We start from the raw sequence: 16,705 nt of genomic DNA, 5'->3' as shown, positions 1-16,705 counted from the left end.
AGCCCATGCCCGCCACGCTCCCGAGCCCGCCGCTTCCCGTCAACGCCAAGACCCGCCGCTACTGGGCCGTGCCCCACGGCTCGTCCTGGGCCCTCGAGGTGGCCGAGGCGGCCCGGGCGCACGATGGCCTGCTCGTGGTGGTGGTGCGCGATACCCGCAGCGCCGACAACCTCGAAAGCGAACTGGGCGTCTTCGCCGGCGAGCTGCCGGTGCTGCACTTCCCCGATTGGGAAACCCTGCCCTACGACGTGTTCAGCCCGCACCCCGAGGTGGTCTCGCAGCGCATCGCCACGCTGTACCGCCTGCCCGCGGTGAAACGCGGCGTGCTGGTGGTGCCCGTGGCCACGCTGATGCAGCGCATCGCCCCGCGCACGCACATCACCGGCGCGGGCCTGGTGCTGCGCAAGGGGCAGAAGCTCGACATCAGCGCGGAGCAGCGCCGCCTGGAAGCCGCTGGCTACCGCAACGTGCCGCAGGTGACCGAGCCCGGCGACTTCGCCGTGCGCGGCGCGCTCATCGACATCTACGCCATGGGCGCGCGCGAGCCCTACCGCATCGAGCTGTTCGACGACGAGATCGAGTCGATCCGCACGTTCGACACCGAGACCCAGCGCTCGCAGCAGCAGGTGGAAGGCGTCGACCTGCTGCCCGCCCGCGAATTCCCCGTCACCGACGAGGCGGCCAAGGCGTTCCGCAACGCCCTGCGCGATCGCTTCCCCATCGACGTGCGCCGTTGCCCGCTGTACCAGGACATGAAGGAAGGCGTCACGCCCGGCGGCATCGAGTACTACCTGCCGCTGTTTTTCCCCAAGACCGAGACGCTGTTCGAGTACATCGCCGATAACGCGCTGTTCGTGCTGGGTGAAGGCGTGCTCGAATCCGCCGCCGCGTTCTGGCAGCAGGTGGGTGACCGCTACGACCAGCGCGCGCACGATATCGAGCGCCCGGTGCTGCCGCCCGCCGAGATCTACCTGCCGCCCGAGCAGCTGCGCGAGCAGCTCAACCGGCAGGTCCGCATCGATGTCGTCGAGAAGGGCCACGAGCATGCCGTCGATCTCGGCACGCAGCCCGCGCCCGAGCTGCCGCTCAACCGCAAGGGCGAAGAGCCCGGCACGGCCCTGCGCCATTTCCTGGCGCATTACCCCGGCCGTACGCTCATCGCCGCCGATTCGGCCGGCCGCCGCGAAGCCCTGATCGAACAGCTTGGCGGCGCCAGCATGAAGCCGGCGAACGTCGACGGCTGGAAGGCCTTCCTCGCCGGCGATGAAAAGCTCGCCATCACCGTCGCCTCGCTCGACCAGGGGTTTGCGCTGACCAAGCCGGCGCTCACGGTGCTCACCGAGCGCGAGCTGTTCGGCGAGCGCGTCCGCACCGACCGGCGCAAGCGCGCTGGCGCGGCACGCGACCCCGAAAGCATCATCAAGGACCTGACCGAGCTGCAGATCGGCTCGCCCATCGTCCATATCGACCATGGCGTGGGCCGCTACCAGGGCCTGCTCACCCTCGATGTGGGTGACATGCCGGGCGAGTTCCTCACCATCGAGTACGCCAAGGGCGACAAGCTCTACGTGCCCGTGGCCCAGCTCGGCCTGGTCAGCCGCTATACCGGCACCGCGCCCGAGCTGGCACCGCTGCACTCGCTGGGCGGCGATGCGTGGGAACGCGCACGAAAGAAGGCCGCCGAGAAGGTGCGCGACGTGGCCGCCGAACTGCTGGCCATCTACGCGCAGCGCGAGGCCCGCCAGGGCGAGGCGTTGCCGGTGGACCGGCAGATGGTCGAGGAATTCGCGGCCACGTTCCCCTTCGAGGAAACCCTGGACCAGCAGCGCGCCATCGACGCCGTCATCGTCGACCTGGCCGCGCCGCGTGCCATGGACCGCGTGGTGTGCGGCGATGTCGGCTTCGGCAAGACCGAGGTGGCGCTGCGTGCCGCGTTCGCCGCCGCCACGGCCGGCAAGCAGGTAGCCGTGCTCGTGCCCACCACCCTGCTCGCCCAGCAGCACTACCGCAACTTCGCCGACCGCTTCGCCGACTGGCCGGTGCGCGTGGAGGTGCTGTCGCGCTTCAAGTCGAAGAAGGAAGTGGATAACGCCCTCGAGCGGCTGGCCGATGGCCAGGTGGACGTGATGGTCGGCACGCACAAGCTGCTGCAGCCCGATATCCGCTTCAAGAACCTCGGCCTCGTCATCGTCGACGAGGAGCAGCGCTTTGGCGTGCGCCAGAAAGAGCAGCTTAAGAAGCTGCGCGCCGAGGTCGACCTGCTCACCCTCACGGCCACCCCCATTCCGCGCACGCTGAACATGGCGATGAGCGGCCTGCGCGATCTTTCCATCATCGCCACGCCGCCCGCGCACCGCACCGCCGTCCGCACGCTGATTTCGACGTGGCAACCGGCGCTCATCCGCGAGGCCATCCAGCGCGAGCTGGCCCGTGGCGGCCAGGTGTACTTCCTGCACAACGAAGTGGACACCATCGAGAAGAGCGCGCGCGAACTGGGCGAGCTCATCCCGGAAGCACGCATCCGCGTGGCACACGGCCAGATGCCCGAGCGCGAGCTCGAGCAGGTCATGGCGGATTTCCACCGCCAGCGTTTCAACGTGCTGGTCTCCACCACCATCATCGAATCGGGCATCGACATCCCGACGGCGAACACTATCATCGTCAACCGCGCCGACCGCTTCGGCCTGGCGCAGCTGCATCAGCTGCGCGGCCGCGTGGGCCGCTCGCACCACCGCGCTTACGCCTACCTGATCGTGCCCGACCGCAAGGCCATGACCGCCGACGCCGAGAAGCGCCTGGAGGCCCTGGCCTCGCTGGAGGAACTGGGCGCGGGCTTCACCCTCGCCACGCACGATCTCGAAATCCGCGGCGCGGGCGAGATGCTGGGCGAGGAGCAATCCGGCCAGATCCAGGAGATCGGCTTCGGCCTGTACACCGAGCTGCTCGACCGCGCCGTACGCGCGCTGCGCTCGGGCAAGATCCCCGACTTCGACCTCACCTCGGAACACGAGACCGAGGTGGAGCTGCACCTGCCGGCGCTGATCCCCGACGACTACCTGCCCGACGTGCACACGCGCCTGACCCTGTACAAGCGCATCGCCAGCGCGCGCGACGACGAGGGCCTGCGCGAGCTGCAGGTGGAAATGATCGATCGCTTCGGCCTGCTGCCCGACCAGGCCAAGTGCCTGTTCGCCGTGGCGCAGCTGAAGCTGATGGCCACGCCGCTGGGCATCCGCAAGGTGGATTTCGGGCCGGCCGGCGGCCGCATCACGTTCCGCGAGAAGCCCGACATCGACCCGGTGGCGCTTATCCGGCTTATCCAGCAGCAGCCGCGCATCTTCAAGATGGATGGCCAGGACAAGCTGCGCGTGATCATGGAGCTGCCCGGCAGCGCCGAGCGCATCCGCGCGGCGCAGGAAACCCTGGTGTCGCTAGGCGCCCGCCGGCCGTCCTGAGCCCCTATTACGCGACGCCCCCATGTAGGAGCGCACTTGTGCGCGACATCTTTTCGCGAAAGAGCCGCAGGGCCTGTTGCTCTTTCGCCAAAGGCGTCGCGCACAAGTGCGCTCCTACACGAAGGCGTATACCGCTTTTTAGGCCACCAGCGGTGCGCGCACCAGGTACTGCACGCTGAAGCGCTCGTCCTTGTCCGTCCACACCTTCGCCACCGAGAGGCCGGCCTTGGCGGCCATCTGGGCGAAATCCTCGAGCGAGTACTTGCAGCTGTATTCCACGTGCATGGCTTCGTCTTCGCGGAACGCGTAGGTATCCTGGCCCACGTGCACGTCCTGCCGCTTCGTGCTCACCAGCGCGGTCTCGATGCGGCCCGCGAGCGCGTTGTAGCGCGCGCGGTGGCGGAAGGCATCGACCTCGAAATCCGTGCCCACCTCGCGGTTCAGGCGCACCAGCATGTTGAGGGTGAAATCGCGCGTGACACCCGCGGCATCGTTGTACGCGGCTTCAATCTCGGCCGGATCCTTCTTCAGGTCGACGCCCACGATGACACCGCCACCATCGCTCATCTCGGCACGCATCTGGCGGAGGATCTTGATGGCTTCCTTCGTTTCGAAGTTGCCGATGGTGGAGCCGGGGAAGTAGATGACCGTGCGGCGTGGCGAACGCGCCGCGACAGGCAGGCGCAGCGGCTGGGTGAAGTCGGCGCACACCGGCTGCATGGGCACGTCGGGGAAGCGCGAGGCGAGCTCGGCCACGCTTTCCATCAGCGCCGTGCGCGAGATCTCGACGGGCACGTACGCCACCGGCGTGTGCAGGTGCTCGAGCAGCATGCGGGTCTTGATGCCGCTGCCGCTGCCATATTCCACGAGCCGCACGTCGGGGCCCAGCGTGTCGGCGATATCGCCCGCGTGGTCGCGCATGATCGCGATCTCGGTGCGGGTGAGGTAGTACTCGGGTTGCTCGCAGATGGCTTCGAAGAGCGCGGAGCCCCGCTCGTCGTAGAACAGCCGGGAGGGCAGCTTTTTCGGTTTGGCGGCCAGGCCGCGGCGCACGGTATCAAGCGTGTCGTCGACATCCGGGTGGCGGTCGTCAAGGCGGATGTCTTTGGGTTGAGCGCTCATCGATCGTTTCCAAGTCGTAGCCCCGAAAACTGCCAGCGTGCATGGGGCGGAAAGAAATTGCGGTATGTCGCGCGTACGTGGTCGGCGGGCGTGGCGCAGGAGCCTCCGCGGAGGATCCACTGCCCATTCATGAATTTTCCGTTGTACTCACCCAGCGCGCCGTCGAGCGGACGAAACCCGGGATAACTGACATAGGGGCTCATCGTCCATTCCCAACAGTCGCCGTACACCTGGCCGAGTTCCGTTTCGAACGAGCTGGCACGGGGTTGGAACACCCCGCTGTCCTGTAGGTTCCCGCGCACCGGCAGGCCGGCCGCCATCGTTTCCCATTCCACTTCGGTCGGCAGCCGCGCACCGGCCCAGCGCGCGAACGCATCGGCCTCGAAGTAGCTGATGTGCGTGACGGGCGCATGCGGGTCGATGGCACGGCGCCCTTGCAAAGTGAACTCGGTTTCCAGCGCCTCGTCCCAATACAGCGGGCGCGCCCAGTGCTCGCCCTGCACCGTGGCCCAGCCATCGGAGAGCCACAGCGTGGGCGTGCGGTAGCCACCGTCGTCGATGAAGGCACGGTACTCCGCGTTCGTGACAGGACGGTTGGCGATCGACCCCGCCTGGCGGTAGGTGCGATGGCGCGGGCCTTCGTTGTCGAAGTGGAAGCCGTCGCCTTCGAAGCCTACGGAAACGACGCCCTCGTCGAAGGGGATGAATCGCAGCGCGGGTGCCGCGACCGGGAGCGCGCGCGGCCCGTCGGGCGCGTACGCGGGCTGCAGCGGGTTTTGTGCGAAGGCGTGCTTGATGTCGGTCAGCAGCAGTTCCTGGTGCTGTTGCTCGTGCTGCACGCCAAGCTCGACCAGCGTGGGCAACGCATCGTCGCCACCACGCACGATGAGGCCGGCGATCGCATCGTCGATGCGTGCGCGGTACGACAGCACCTCGTCGAGCGTCGGCCGCGTCAGCATGCCGCGCTGCGGGCGCGCGTGCATCGGCCCCACCGACTGGTAGTAGCTGTTGAAAAGGAAGTGCCACTCGGGGTTGGGCGAGCGGTAGGCGTCGTCGCGGCCGAGGATGAACTGCTCGAAAAACCATGTGGTGTGCGCCAGGTGCCATTTGGTCGGGCTGGCATCGGGCATGGATTGGACAACGGTGTCTTCGGGGCTTAGCCGGGCCGCGAGCTCGAGCGTGCGGCGGCGTATGCGGAGGAAACGTTCGGCCAGCGCCGCGCCCGTGGGCGTGGAGGGAGCGAGGCCGAGCGGGCGAGCGGTCATGCGCGTATCCCGTCTTGCGGCCAGCGGGGCACTGGCCATGACGGTCGACCATGCCCTAGCAAACGTTCAACCGGTGTGAGTGGTTGTGCCACCGGCCTTAACGGAAGGTGCATCCAGCCCCTGCCCCCTCTCGTTTTTCTGGTCCTCTGGGCTTAACGTGGTATGACCCAACGCAGAGGGAATCGCCATGAACGCACGCCACGTCGCCGTCGCCTGCCTGCTCCTTGTCTCAACGGCCCCCTGGGCCGCGGGACGCCCCCAGCAGCCAGTGGCGCGCCAGGAGCTGCAGGTCAACGACTGCATGCGCACCGATCGCATCTCGAACTACGCTGTCGTCGACGATCGCACCGTCGCCGTGGCCAACGGGCCGAACTACTTCAAGATCACCACCAACGTCGACTGCCCGCGCATGGACCTGGGCGGCGGCGTGCGCTTCCGCGCTTCGGAGAACGTTAAGGCCGTGGCGCCCATGCGTATCTGCGGCAGCATCAATGAGCAGATCGTTCGCCGTGACGACCCGCCCTGCCAGATCCAGGCGGTGGAGAAGATCGACAAGGCCACGTACGACCAACTCAACAAGAACGCGAAGCGCAAGGCCAGCGGCCCGGGCACCAGCGGCGGCCACTGAAACGAAAAAGCCCGGCCATGGGCCGGGCTTTTTTATCGCTTGGACGATGGATCAGTAGCCGCCATCGTCGCGCACGTAGCGGGTGGAATATCCGTCGTCGTACGTGGTGGTCGTGGTGGTGACGCGGCGCGTGACAACCGGCGCCGAATCTTCGTAAACCACCGTGGACGGACGGCTGTAGTACACCGGGCGATCGTAGACGACCGTGCGCGGCTGCGTGGCGTTGTAAACCAGCGCACCGACCGTGCCGGCGACAATGGCGCCGGCGATCCAGCGGCCACTGTGGTCGTAGTAGCCACCGTGGCGGTAACCGCCGCCGTAGTAACCACCGTGGTAACCACCATAGCCGTAACCGCCATGGCCCCAGCCGCGCGCGAACGTGGCCGGTGCGAACGCCATGAGGCCCACGGCAGCAAGGGCGACAGCGGACTTGACGAACTTAGCTTTCATGACAGTTACCTCCTCAGGTGAGTGCAGGTTCGCGCTCAGCCACTGAATCCGGACTGAAGTTTTCTGCACCGTCCCTTCACGTTTTCCACGGGTTCACGAAGGGCTTGCGGAGCAGCCAGCAGCCGTGGATATCGTGGCGGCGGCTGAAGTCGAACGGGATGCTCGGCGCACTCCAGTCTTCAATGGAAAGATGGGGCTCCAGGGCGGCTTTATCAAGCTGGAACCGGCGGTAGTTGTTGGAGAACACGATGACGCCATCGGGCAGCAGGCGCTCGGCGCACAGCAGCAGCAGCTTCACGTGGTCGCGCTGCACGTCGAAGTCATCCGCCTTCTTGGAATTGGAGAATGTGGGTGGGTCGACGTAGATCAGCCCGTACTGCATCGAGCGGCTCTCGAGGAACTTCAGGGCATCCTCCTGCACCAGGCGGTGGCGGTTGCCCGTGAAGCCGTTCAGGGCCAGGTTCTTCGAGGCCCAGTCGAGGTAGGTGCCGGAGAGATCCACCGTGGTGGTATCGCGGGCGTCGCCATCCGCGGCATAGACGCTGGCGGTGCCCGTATAGGCGAACAGGTTGAGGAAATGCTTGCCGGCGGCAAGTTCCCGGATCTTGCCGCGCACCAGCCGGTGGTCCAGGAACAGGCCGGTATCGAGGTAATCGGTGGGGTTGATGAGGAACTTCAAGCCACCCTCGTTCACCTCGACGAACTCGCCGCGCTGGTCGAACTGCCCGTATTTCGAGCCGCCCTTGCCCTTCTCGCGCGTCTTCACGGCGATGCGCTCGCGCGGGGTGCCGAACACCTCGGCGGCCACCCGCACCACTTCGCGCAGGCGCGTGCGGGCGACATCCACGGGGATATCCTGCGGCGCCTTGTATTCCTGGATATGCAGCCAGCCCTCGTAGACGTCGATGGCGGCCGCGTATTCGGGCAGGTCCTGGTCGTAGGCGCGCCAGCAGGTGATGCCCTCGCGGCCGAGGCGCTTGCGCAGGTGGCGCACGTTCTTCTCGAGCCGGTTCTTCAGCATCTGCGCGCCGTCGGACAGCGGCCTGGGCTCGCGCGCCGGCATATCGCCCTGCGCACGCAGGCTGAAGGTGAGCAGGGGTGTCTCCAGGGCGCCGTTGTAGAGCGCGTAGCGCTTGTCGGGCGACAGGCGCATGGCCCGGCCCAGTTCTTCATCGCCCGCGAGCACGGCGGCGCGCCAGCCCGGGAAGCGCTCTTTCAGCGCCTGGCCCAACTGCCGGTACAGGTGCGGCAGCTCGGCGCGGTCGCCCAGGCGCTCGCCGTACGGCGGGTTGGTGATGACCAGGCCCAGCGGGGTTTCCGGCGGCGGCGTGACATGGATGGCGTCGCGGCGGTCGAGGGTGATGAAGCCGGCCACGCCCGCGGTCTGCGCGTTGCGCTTGGCGGTTTGCACCATGTTCGCGTCGGTGTCGCTGCCGAAGAACACGGGGCGCAGGTTGCGCATGCCCTCGTCGGTCGTTGCCTTGGCCTCCTCCCACAGCTGCTTCCACAGCGCGTAATCGTGCTTCTTCCAGCCAAGGAACCCGAAGTAACCACGGCGCAGGCCCGGCGCGGCGCCGGCGGCCATGAGGGCGCCTTCGATCAGCAGCGTGCCCGAACCACACATCGGGTCGACCAGCGCGCCGCCCTCGGCGTACAGGCGTGGCCACTGGGCACGGACCAGCATGGCGGCGGCGAGGTTTTCCTTCAGCGGGGCCTCGCCCTGGCGTTCGCGCCAGCCGCGGCGGTGCAGCGGCGAACCGGAAAGATCGATGGACAAGGTGGCGCGGTCGCGGCGGACGCGAACGTTCACCTGCACGTCGGGCTCGTCGGTCTCCACGTCGGGGCGCGCGCCGCTGGCGGTGCGGAACTGGTCGACGATGGCGTCCTTGGTCTTCAGCGCGATGAACTGGCTGTGCGTGAGCTTGCTGAGCGCCGTGTTGGCGTCGACGGCCAGCGTGCCGTGCGGGGCCAGATGCTCCGCCCAGTCGATGCCCTGCACGCCCTGGTAGAGGTCCTCCGGCGTGGCGGCGTCGAATTCAGCCAGCGGCAGCAGCACGCGGCTGGCCATGCGCGACCACAGGCACGCGCGGTAGGCCGTTTCCATGCCGCCACTGAAGGCCACGCCCGCGAGAGCCTCTTTCACCTCGGTGGCGCCTATGGCGACCAGTTCGTCCTTCAGCAGGTACTCGAGGCCTTTGGGGCAGGTGGCGAAGAAATTCATGCGAGGCCACCCAGGAAGCGACGGAATTCAGCATCGATGTCGGCCAGGGTGGCCGACAGGCGGTGGTCGTCCTGGACCAGCAGCAGCGGGGCGCCCTGCCCGCGGGCGAAGGCGATGGCCCCTTCCACCGGGCACACATCGTCGGCATAGCCGTGGACAAGAAACGACGGCACGCCCGGCGCCGTGGCGAACGGGCGCGGGTAGCCCGGGATTTCCGCGGGCAGCGCCAGCAGGAACAGCCCAGCCACCGGGGCATCCAGCGAGGCGAGCCCGGCGACGAAGGCGCCCATGCTCGAGCCCACCAGCACGGGAGGCACCGGCGAGGCCGCGATGGCCGCGGCCAGCCGCGCCAGGCGCGGGGCCACCGAGCCGGCATGGCCCTTCAGGTCGTCCGCCCGGTAATCCGGGCGGTGGGTGGTGTAGCCGAGGCTCTCGGCGGTGGCCGCCAGGGCGCTGACCTTGGTGGCGTCGGGGCCGGAATCGGACCCGTGGGAAAGAATGATGTGGCCGCGCATGGCGGTCTCCGTACGCGGATCGACTGGCTATGTTATCAAAGCGCCATGATCGACATCCTGCACGCCCCCCTGCCTTACGAGGCCCGCCTGCCCCAGCGCGCCGGCGACACCATCGACCTGGTGGTGATCCACTGCACCGAGCTGCCCGACCTGGCCATGGCCCGCGAGTACGGCGAGCGGGTGCTCTACGAAGACCGCGGCACCGGCGCCAGCGGCCACTACTACATCGACCGGGATGGCTCGGTGCTCTGCTACGTCGACCCCCTGCGGGTCGCCAACCACACCCGCGGCTACAACCCGCGCTCCATCGGCATCGAGCTGGTGAACCTGGGCCGCTATCCGGACTGGTTCCACACCGCGAAGCAGGAGATGACCGAGCCCTACCCGCCGGCGCAGATCGCCGCGCTGCGGGCGCTGCTCGACGAGCTGACGGCGCGCTTCCCTTCCCTGCGCCATATCGCCGGCCACGAGGACCTCGACACCGCCATGGTGCCCGCCAGCGACGACCCGGAGAACGAAGTGCCGCGCAAGCGCGACCCCGGCCCGCAGTTCCCGTGGGCACGCGCGTACGACGATGGCCGCCTCGGCCGCATCACGGCCTGACTCCCTATAATCGGCGGCCAACGCGCACTGTTTCCAAGGGGATACCCATGCAGGACACCCACGTCGGCGAGCTCGTCGAACTGCTCCAGCTCGAACGCCTCGAAGACAACCTGTTCCGCGGCCAGAGCCGCGACATCGGCACGAAGTTCGTCTTCGGTGGCCAGGTGCTGGGCCAGGCGCTATCCGCCGCGCACCGCACGGTGCCCGCGGACCGCGTCGCCCATTCCCTGCACGCCTATTTCCTGCGCGCGGGCGATATCGACGCGCCCATCGTCTACAGCGTGGAGCGCACGCGCGACGGCGGGTCGTTCTCCGCCCGCCGGGTGGTGGCCATCCAGCACGGCCAGCCCATCCTCAACGGCTCCATCTCGTTCCAGGTGCCCGAGGAAGGCTACGAGCACCAGATGTCGATGCCGGAGGTGCCAGCGCCAGAGGACATCGAACCCATGCCCGCCATGTCGGCCGAGCAGCTGGCCCGCCTGCCTGAGAAAACCCAGCGCTGGCTTGGTAAGGACGGCCCATTCGAGTTCCGCCACGTGTGGCCGCGCGATGAACTGCGCCCCGCCAAGCGCCCGCCCTACCAGCACATCTGGTTCCGCCTCACCGCGCCCATCGCCGATACGCTGTCGCTGCACCAGGCGCTGCTCGCCTACGCCTCGGATTTCCACCTGATCGGCACGGCCACGCTGCCGCACGGCATTTCCTACCTCACCCGCAACATGCAGATGGCCAGCCTGGACCACGCCCTGTGGTTCCACCGCCCCTTCCGCATCGACGAGTGGCTGCTCTATTCGTTCGACAGCCCCACCTCGCAAGGCGGCCGTGGCCTGGCGCGCGGCATGATCTACACCCGCGACGGCAAGCTCATCGCCAGCACCGCGCAGGAAGGCCTCATCCGCGTCCGCCCCGGCTAAGCGCATGAACATCGAGCTGCGGCACCTGCGCTATTTCATCGCCGTCGCCGACGAGCTCCACTTCAGCCGTGCGGCCGAGCGGCTCGGCATCTCGCAGCCGCCGCTCAGCCAGCAGATCCGCGACCTCGAAGCGCAACTCGGGTTGCGCCTGCTGCGCCGTACCAACCGCCGCGTCGAACTCACCGATGCCGGCCGCGTTTACCTCGATGCCGCGCGGGACATCATCGCCCGCGTCGACGAAGCCGGCGACATGGCCCGGCGCGCGGAGCGTGGCGACATTGGCGAGCTGCACGTGGGGTTCACACAGAGCACGCCGCTGATCGAGCGCTTCCCGCGCGCCGTGCGGGCGTTCCGCGAGGCGTACCCCGCGGTGCGGCTGGTGCTGAAGGAACACAACACGCTGCAGCAGATCGAGCGCCTGCTCGAAGGCACCCAGCAAGTGGGCCTGATCCGTGGCACCAACCTGCCCCCGCCGCTGGTGGCGCGCAAGCTGGTGGACGATCCGCTGGTCGCCGTACTGCGGGCTGACCACCCGCTGGCGAAGGGCCGCAAGCCACGCGTGCGCGTGGAGCAGCTGGCTGAAGAGCACTTCGTCGTATTCAGCCGCAACGCGGGCACGGGTGTTGCCGCGCAGGTCCAGCAGATGTGCCGCAACGCCGGGTTCGCGCCGCGCGTGGCGCAGGAGGCCGGCGAATCCGCGACGATGGTGGGCCTGGTCGCCGCAGGCCTCGGTGTCGCCGTGCTGCCAGAATCGATGCGCCATGTGCATGTCACCGGCGTGGCTTACGTGCCGATCGATTCACCCGATGCGGCAAGCGCACTGCACCTGGTGCACCGCCGCGCCGATACCTCGCCACTGGTGAAGGCGTTCATGGCGCTGATGCTGAAAGCCTAACTGCCACCCTGGGAAAATCGGCCTGTGGGAGCGCGCTTGCGCGCGACGCTTCCGTAGGAGCTCACACCCGTGGGCGATGCGCGCGCGAGCGCGCCTGCATAGAGAAACATCTGCAATGCACATCGCCCACGTCGAAGCTATACTTCATCGCGTCGGGAACACACGACCTCCAAGTCTGCAGTCAGACCTTTCGAGGTGGCAATTGCAGCAGGAACGAAGGCGCTGACGAGCCTTCCGCCCTCGCCAACGCCCCGGGCGCAAGCCTGGGGGCTTCGTCATTTTGGCTACTGCGAAACCTGCGCCAACGGCCGCAACCCGCGCAGCTTCCACGCGATGGCCAGCCCGGCGGCAACCAACACGGCAACATAAGTGGCCACACCAGCCCACCCCGCATGCACCCAAGCCACGCCGCCAAGTGAACCGGCGATGCTCGAGCCCATGTAGTACGAAAACAGGTACATCGACGAGGCATGCGCCTTGGCGCTCTTCGCCCGCATGCCCACCCAGCCGCTCGCGATGGAATGGCCACCGAAGAAGCCGAAAGTGATGAGCGCGATGCCGGTGACGATGGCCCACAGCGACATGCTCGACGTGAGGGCCACGCCCACCAGCATCATCACGAACGCCGTCCACATAACTTTGCCGCGGCCAAGCTTGCCGGCCAGCGACCCCATCCACGCCGATGCGCCCACACCGATGAGGTACACCATGAAGATGGCGCCTACATGCGATTGCGACAGCGAAAACGGCGGTGCCAGGAGGCGGAAGGACACGTAGTTGTAGATGGTGACGAACGCGCCCATGAGCAGGAAGCCTTCGGCGAACAACCACGGCATGCCCTTGTCCTTGAGCAGCTCGCCGAACGATGCGAGCAACGCGCGGGGGCGTGCACTGCGGCTCTGGAAATGCACGGAGGCCGGCAAGCCCTTGGCGACAAGCAGCGCGGCCACGAGGCCGAGGACACCGATGACGCCGACAGCCACGCGCCATGAGGCGTGGTCGGCCGTGAAGCCTGAAATCAAGCGGCCACTCATGCCGCCGATGGCGTTGCCGCCAATGTAGAGGCCCATGGCAAAGCCAAGGGATTCGCCGTGCACTTCCTCGCTAAGGTACGTCATGGCTACGGCCGGCAACCCAGCCAGCGTCACACCGAGCAGCGCACGAGCGGCGAGCAGCAGCGCCCAGCTCGGCGACACGGCCGTAAGCAGCACCAGCAGCGACGACGACAGCAGCGACGCCAACATGACCGGCTTGCGGCCCAGCGCATCGGAGATGGCACCGGCGAACAGCATGCCCACGGCCATCACCGCCGTGGTGAGCGAAAGCGAGAGCGAACTGGTGGCGGCATCCACGCCGAAATCATGCGAGAACGCTGGCATCAACGGCTGCACGCAATACAGCAGGCCGAAGGTGGCGAAGCCGGACGAGAACAAGGCGAGATTGGTGCGCCGGAAGGCCGGCGTGCCGTGGCGGATGCGCCGATCAACAACCGCCGGCGCGGCGGGAGACGAGCCGTCCACGAGGGACCTCCAGGGAATGAGCGGATGTGCCTAGGCTAAACCCTGAATTGAGTCGAATCGATATGGAAATTCATCCCGTTCGATATCTTCTACGAATAGCAGTCAGGTCTCGCAACGGTCGAGCATGAACATGCCAGGCGCTGGAGACGTTCCCGAGATGCCCGGAATAAGCCGCTGTAGCTCAGGGATAAAGATGTATTGCGGTGCCGAGTCTCCGCTTCTCGGCACATCCACAATCAACTTGTGGCGTTTGTCCCATGCGTAATACTTCTTGAGCTTGTAGAGAGGTCCATCGGGATGCGGGGCGTCCCGCCCCGCCCATGATGGCGTCGTCCTGCGAGTGCTGTTCAGCAGATAGATGTATTCACTCGACCCTTGGTCGAAGAGGAACCAGTCGTCCATGAACTTCCCGTCTTCGGCTCCAGATAGGGGAAGGCGCAGGTGGAGCGCCGGACGCGCGTGACTCCAGAACGCATCATCATCAACCGTCACGAAATCGGCGGTCGCGTTGTACTCAGCAGCGGTGTACCGATAGTGAGCCTTCTCCACCCTACATTGCGCCGCAAAACATATTGCGTGCCAGACAACTGCTGAGGTGCCGACGACATGACGCGTGATCAATTTACCCATGAGACCCGTTCAAACACACCAAAAACAATGGAGATGCCTCTTAAGTAACTAATACACTGTTCGTATGAGGCAGAACAAAGAAACGCGCGGCGATGTCTTTGCAGCGCGCGAAACCACTACACAGCAGATGAAAGACATGCGATCCAAACGAGGTTCTTTTTAGTTGCGACGCCAAGTATCACTACCTTGGCGTCGCGGCCTTCGCAATATTTTTTCGCTGAGTTTTTAACCTGCCTCTATCCGCACCCTACATTTATGAGTGGGAACAATGGCCGATGCACACGCTAACAAACGCATCCATGCACATGCGCTCATTCAACGTGGAACGAAAGAATAATCCACTTGTCACGAAAACCAGTAAGAGCCTTTTGCGTTTCCGCGTTCCCCTCAATTCCCCTGGGATCATACGGCCCCTGCTTGTGGCTCGCGTATGCGTATTCCGGAAAGGTCATCGTGCCAGCAATTTTTCCCTCAGATAGATGGATGCTATACCTCTCCCGAAAATACTGAATTCGCTCATACATAACAACGAGCTGATCGGCAAAGTTCTCCCGGTTCAAATGGCCGTATTTCTCCCACGTACCGATCGTGAACTGAAAGACGCCGAGGGCGCTGGAGCTATTATTGGTAAGTTGGTCGCCGAACGAGCTTTCCTGATAAGCGGTAACCGCTACAATAGCGATCGTCTCTTCGGGCACGCCAAGCGAGAAGCCGTAATCGACGATCGCGTTCAGCACGGCTTCTTGCGAACTGCGTGGACGCATCTGAAGGCTGTATCGGTGACCGGCCGGCGTCTGATATTTGTAGGCGCCACGCATGTACGGACTTTCACGGCCGTGCGGCGGCCGGCCCGTGCCGGGGAACGGCCCAACAGGATCGCGCGGCTCAGACGGTCGCGATGGTGCCGGCCGTGATGGCGGGTCACGCGGCCGATCCGCGGTGACGGGAACGGTGGGATAGTCGATCGGCTCCTCGTCAGAACCGGGTCGCTTGCGTTTGGTGGGTGGCTTAGCCATCTCGGCTTCTCCTTGCCAGTGAAACGTTGCTTACTTTGGCGTCGACGACGCCACGCGGACCTGCGAAGCACCTGAGAGTGGCGTGATGCCTGCAGGTGGCAATAGATTACGTAGAGGGCAAAGCGCCAGGCATCAGTCGTTGTCTTAAGTTCGTGTAGGCGCCGGCATCAATCCATGTAGTCTTTGGATGACAGGCTGCCTCGATACGACGGCGCACCAGCGTCGCGCCAACGTGGCTGTGCCCTCGAACACGGACTACGTTACAGCGCCGATACCGCGGATGTTGACGACGCCGAAGCGGGGTAGCGCATGATTCGGCACGGAAACAAGATGTGCGCAGCCATTGCAGCTGCGCCCGGCGAAAACGACAGCCCTTTCGTCACGCATGCCTGCCGGATCAACGAGTCAGGCATCGCAACGATCGAGGACGAACATCCCCGGTAACGGCGAAACGCCCGAGATACCCGGAATGAGCGCGTGTAACTCAGGCAGGAAGATGTATTCCGGCGCAACATCCCCACTGGAAGGCGGCTTCACCAGAACGACATACTGCGCGCTCCATGCGTAGAAGTTAAAAAGTGTGTCGAGCGGCCCCACGGATCGTTTGTCGTCCCATCCCGCCCATGACGGGGAGGATCGGCTCGTGCTGTTCATGAGATAAATTCGCTGACTCGATCCCTGGTCAAACACAAACCAGTCATCCAGGAAGGCTGCCTGCCCTTGTCCCGCCAAGGGCAGGCGTAGATGGAGCGCCGTGCGAGGACTGCGGTGGCCTATCCACTCGCTGTGGACGGCCAAGAAGTCGGCAGTCGCGTTGTACTCCGCCGATGTATACCGGTAGCGCGCCTTATCTATCTTGCATGGTTCGGCGAAACTCGCTGTGTGCCAAACGAGTGCTGCCGTGACGGCGACTTGCCGCGTGATCATTTTGCGCATGACACCAACGCGAACATGCCAAACCCGACAGAGGCGCCGCCTACATAGCGGAACGCAGCATTCATATGAGGCAGGAAGACAAAGTCCGGGGCGGCGTCGTTGCGTGCCGGCACCTTGGTCAAAGGCTGATGCGCTTTGTTCCAGAGAAAAAGGCTCGTCAGCAGGTCGAGCCAAGCGTCGCTTTCCACCCAATCGATGCGGCCGGCATCGTCATCATGCCGCGCAAGCCTGATTTCCTGACTGCCGTCGCCCGAGAGAGCGAAGGCTACCTTGATCCGGGTGGCCGGCCTCTTGATGCCGACGCCGTCCCTCGTCGTGGCCAACGACGGGGTCGTTGCCATCGTCATGCGGAAGTAGGTTTGCCGCGGCCCCGTTCCATCGCCGCCATTCCGGGTAAAAAAACGGCCTTCGCTGTAGTTGCCAGAGCTCGTATAGCGATACCTTCCCTTTTCCAATGGACAGGCCACGGCCGATGCCGTGACGAGCAGCAGGAGACCTGCAACAAGGGTGGACGAGAAATTCATAGGTCGACTGA

The 16,705-nt window shown here is 65.7% G+C and carries 15 protein-coding genes; 5 read left to right on the top strand and 10 right to left on the bottom strand.

The features are described from left to right. Positions 1-5: 5 nt before the first annotated feature. Positions 6-3,455: a transcription-repair coupling factor gene (mfd, locus tag VI08_RS06010; RefSeq protein ID WP_045828646.1), complete on the top strand. Its 3,450-nt coding sequence runs from the start codon at positions 6-8 to the stop codon at positions 3,453-3,455. Between the two features lie 138 nt (positions 3,456-3,593). On the opposite strand, the gene egtD is transcribed toward mfd, so the two are convergent. Both egtD and egtB read right to left on the bottom strand, forming a co-directional pair. Continuing rightward, on the bottom strand, positions 3,594-4,577 hold the full coding sequence (egtD, locus tag VI08_RS06005) for an L-histidine N(alpha)-methyltransferase (protein ID WP_052697713.1): 984 nt from the start codon (positions 4,575-4,577) through the stop codon (positions 3,594-3,596). Beyond that, on the bottom strand, positions 4,574-5,842 hold the full coding sequence (egtB, locus tag VI08_RS06000) for an ergothioneine biosynthesis protein EgtB (protein ID WP_045828645.1): 1,269 nt from the start codon (positions 5,840-5,842) through the stop codon (positions 4,574-4,576). Before egtB ends, egtD begins: the two co-directional genes overlap by 4 nt. Positions 5,843-6,029: 187 nt before the next feature. Between egtB and VI08_RS05995 the strand changes: the two genes are divergently transcribed. Further along, positions 6,030-6,470, top strand: a complete 441-nt coding sequence (locus tag VI08_RS05995; protein ID WP_052697712.1) for a DUF6491 family protein — start codon at positions 6,030-6,032, stop codon at positions 6,468-6,470. Between the two features lie 51 nt (positions 6,471-6,521). Here VI08_RS05995 and VI08_RS05990 read toward each other — a convergent pair whose 3' ends face one another. The 3 genes from VI08_RS05990 to VI08_RS05980 form a co-directional block, all read right to left on the bottom strand. After that, positions 6,522-6,920 carry a hypothetical protein gene (locus VI08_RS05990; RefSeq protein WP_045828644.1) on the bottom strand — a complete coding sequence of 133 codons (399 nt, stop codon included), beginning with the start codon at positions 6,918-6,920 and terminating at the stop codon, positions 6,522-6,524. A 76-nt stretch (positions 6,921-6,996) separates the two neighbouring features. After that, on the bottom strand, positions 6,997-9,141 hold the full coding sequence (rlmKL, locus tag VI08_RS05985) for a bifunctional 23S rRNA (guanine(2069)-N(7))-methyltransferase RlmK/23S rRNA (guanine(2445)-N(2))-methyltransferase RlmL (protein ID WP_045828643.1): 2,145 nt from the start codon (positions 9,139-9,141) through the stop codon (positions 6,997-6,999). Beyond that, the gene (locus VI08_RS05980) at positions 9,138-9,656 is read right to left on the bottom strand and encodes an alpha/beta hydrolase (protein ID WP_045828642.1); all 519 of its coding nucleotides are present in this window, start codon (positions 9,654-9,656) and stop codon (positions 9,138-9,140) included. Before VI08_RS05980 ends, rlmKL begins: the two co-directional genes overlap by 4 nt. A 45-nt stretch (positions 9,657-9,701) precedes the next feature. Between VI08_RS05980 and VI08_RS05975 the strand changes: the two genes are divergently transcribed. The 3 genes from VI08_RS05975 to VI08_RS05965 are packed head-to-tail and all read left to right on the top strand — an operon-like array spanning position 9,702 to position 12,068. Then, a complete protein-coding gene (locus tag VI08_RS05975) occupies positions 9,702-10,259 on the top strand; it encodes an N-acetylmuramoyl-L-alanine amidase (RefSeq protein ID WP_045828641.1) in 558 nt (185 codons plus the stop codon). Positions 10,260-10,306: 47 nt separating this feature from the next. After that, positions 10,307-11,173, top strand: a complete 867-nt coding sequence (tesB, locus tag VI08_RS05970; RefSeq protein ID WP_045828640.1) for an acyl-CoA thioesterase II — start codon at positions 10,307-10,309, stop codon at positions 11,171-11,173. A gap of 4 nt (positions 11,174-11,177) precedes the next feature. Then, complete coding sequence (locus VI08_RS05965) at positions 11,178-12,068, top strand: LysR family transcriptional regulator (RefSeq protein WP_198148849.1); 891 nt, start codon at positions 11,178-11,180, stop codon at positions 12,066-12,068. 284 nt (positions 12,069-12,352) lie between these two features. Here VI08_RS05965 and VI08_RS05960 read toward each other — a convergent pair whose 3' ends face one another. From VI08_RS05960 to VI08_RS05940, 5 genes are all read right to left on the bottom strand, one after another. Then, entirely contained in the window at positions 12,353-13,588 is a 1,236-nt protein-coding gene (locus VI08_RS05960; protein WP_045828639.1) for an MFS transporter, read from the bottom strand. Between the two features lie 102 nt (positions 13,589-13,690). Next, on the bottom strand, positions 13,691-14,218 hold the full coding sequence (locus VI08_RS05955) for a hypothetical protein (protein ID WP_045828638.1): 528 nt from the start codon (positions 14,216-14,218) through the stop codon (positions 13,691-13,693). A gap of 311 nt (positions 14,219-14,529) precedes the next feature. Then, positions 14,530-15,234, bottom strand: a complete 705-nt coding sequence (locus VI08_RS21650) for a hypothetical protein (RefSeq protein ID WP_157006373.1) — start codon at positions 15,232-15,234, stop codon at positions 14,530-14,532. A gap of 405 nt (positions 15,235-15,639) precedes the next feature. Next, positions 15,640-16,170: a hypothetical protein gene (locus VI08_RS05945; RefSeq protein WP_157006370.1), complete on the bottom strand. Its 531-nt coding sequence runs from the start codon at positions 16,168-16,170 to the stop codon at positions 15,640-15,642. Next, positions 16,158-16,694, bottom strand: coding sequence for a hypothetical protein (locus tag VI08_RS05940; protein WP_157006367.1), 537 nt, complete (start codon positions 16,692-16,694; stop codon positions 16,158-16,160). The genes VI08_RS05945 and VI08_RS05940 overlap by 13 nt, the downstream gene beginning before the upstream one ends. Positions 16,695-16,705 lie beyond the last annotated feature (11 nt).

The organism is Luteibacter yeojuensis, from assembly GCF_000964085.1.
Taxonomy (GTDB): Bacteria; Pseudomonadota; Gammaproteobacteria; order Xanthomonadales; family Rhodanobacteraceae; genus Luteibacter; species Luteibacter yeojuensis_A.
Note: the sequence above shows the minus strand (reverse complement) of the source record. Positions and strands in the feature narration are given on the sequence as shown.

Bases quoted from the DNA above. Each gene is read 5' to 3' on its own strand.
- mfd (WP_045828646.1), top strand. From the start codon at position 6: ATGCCCGCCACGCTCCCGAGCCCGCCGCTTCCCGTCAACGCCAAGACC.
- egtD (WP_052697713.1), bottom strand. From the start codon at position 4,577: ATGAGCGCTCAACCCAAAGACATCCGCCTTGACGACCGCCACCCGGAT.
- egtB (WP_045828645.1), bottom strand. From the start codon at position 5,842: ATGACCGCTCGCCCGCTCGGCCTCGCTCCCTCCACGCCCACGGGCGCG.
- VI08_RS05995 (WP_052697712.1), top strand. From the start codon at position 6,030: ATGAACGCACGCCACGTCGCCGTCGCCTGCCTGCTCCTTGTCTCAACG.
- VI08_RS05990 (WP_045828644.1), bottom strand. From the start codon at position 6,920: ATGAAAGCTAAGTTCGTCAAGTCCGCTGTCGCCCTTGCTGCCGTGGGC.
- rlmKL (WP_045828643.1), bottom strand. From the start codon at position 9,141: ATGAATTTCTTCGCCACCTGCCCCAAAGGCCTCGAGTACCTGCTGAAG.
- VI08_RS05980 (WP_045828642.1), bottom strand. From the start codon at position 9,656: ATGCGCGGCCACATCATTCTTTCCCACGGGTCCGATTCCGGCCCCGAC.
- VI08_RS05975 (WP_045828641.1), top strand. From the start codon at position 9,702: ATGATCGACATCCTGCACGCCCCCCTGCCTTACGAGGCCCGCCTGCCC.
- tesB (WP_045828640.1), top strand. From the start codon at position 10,307: ATGCAGGACACCCACGTCGGCGAGCTCGTCGAACTGCTCCAGCTCGAA.
- VI08_RS05965 (WP_198148849.1), top strand. From the start codon at position 11,178: ATGAACATCGAGCTGCGGCACCTGCGCTATTTCATCGCCGTCGCCGAC.
- VI08_RS05955 (WP_045828638.1), bottom strand. From the start codon at position 14,218: ATGGGTAAATTGATCACGCGTCATGTCGTCGGCACCTCAGCAGTTGTC.
- VI08_RS21650 (WP_157006373.1), bottom strand. From the start codon at position 15,234: ATGGCTAAGCCACCCACCAAACGCAAGCGACCCGGTTCTGACGAGGAG.
- VI08_RS05945 (WP_157006370.1), bottom strand. From the start codon at position 16,170: ATGCGCAAAATGATCACGCGGCAAGTCGCCGTCACGGCAGCACTCGTT.
- VI08_RS05940 (WP_157006367.1), bottom strand. From the start codon at position 16,694: ATGAATTTCTCGTCCACCCTTGTTGCAGGTCTCCTGCTGCTCGTCACG.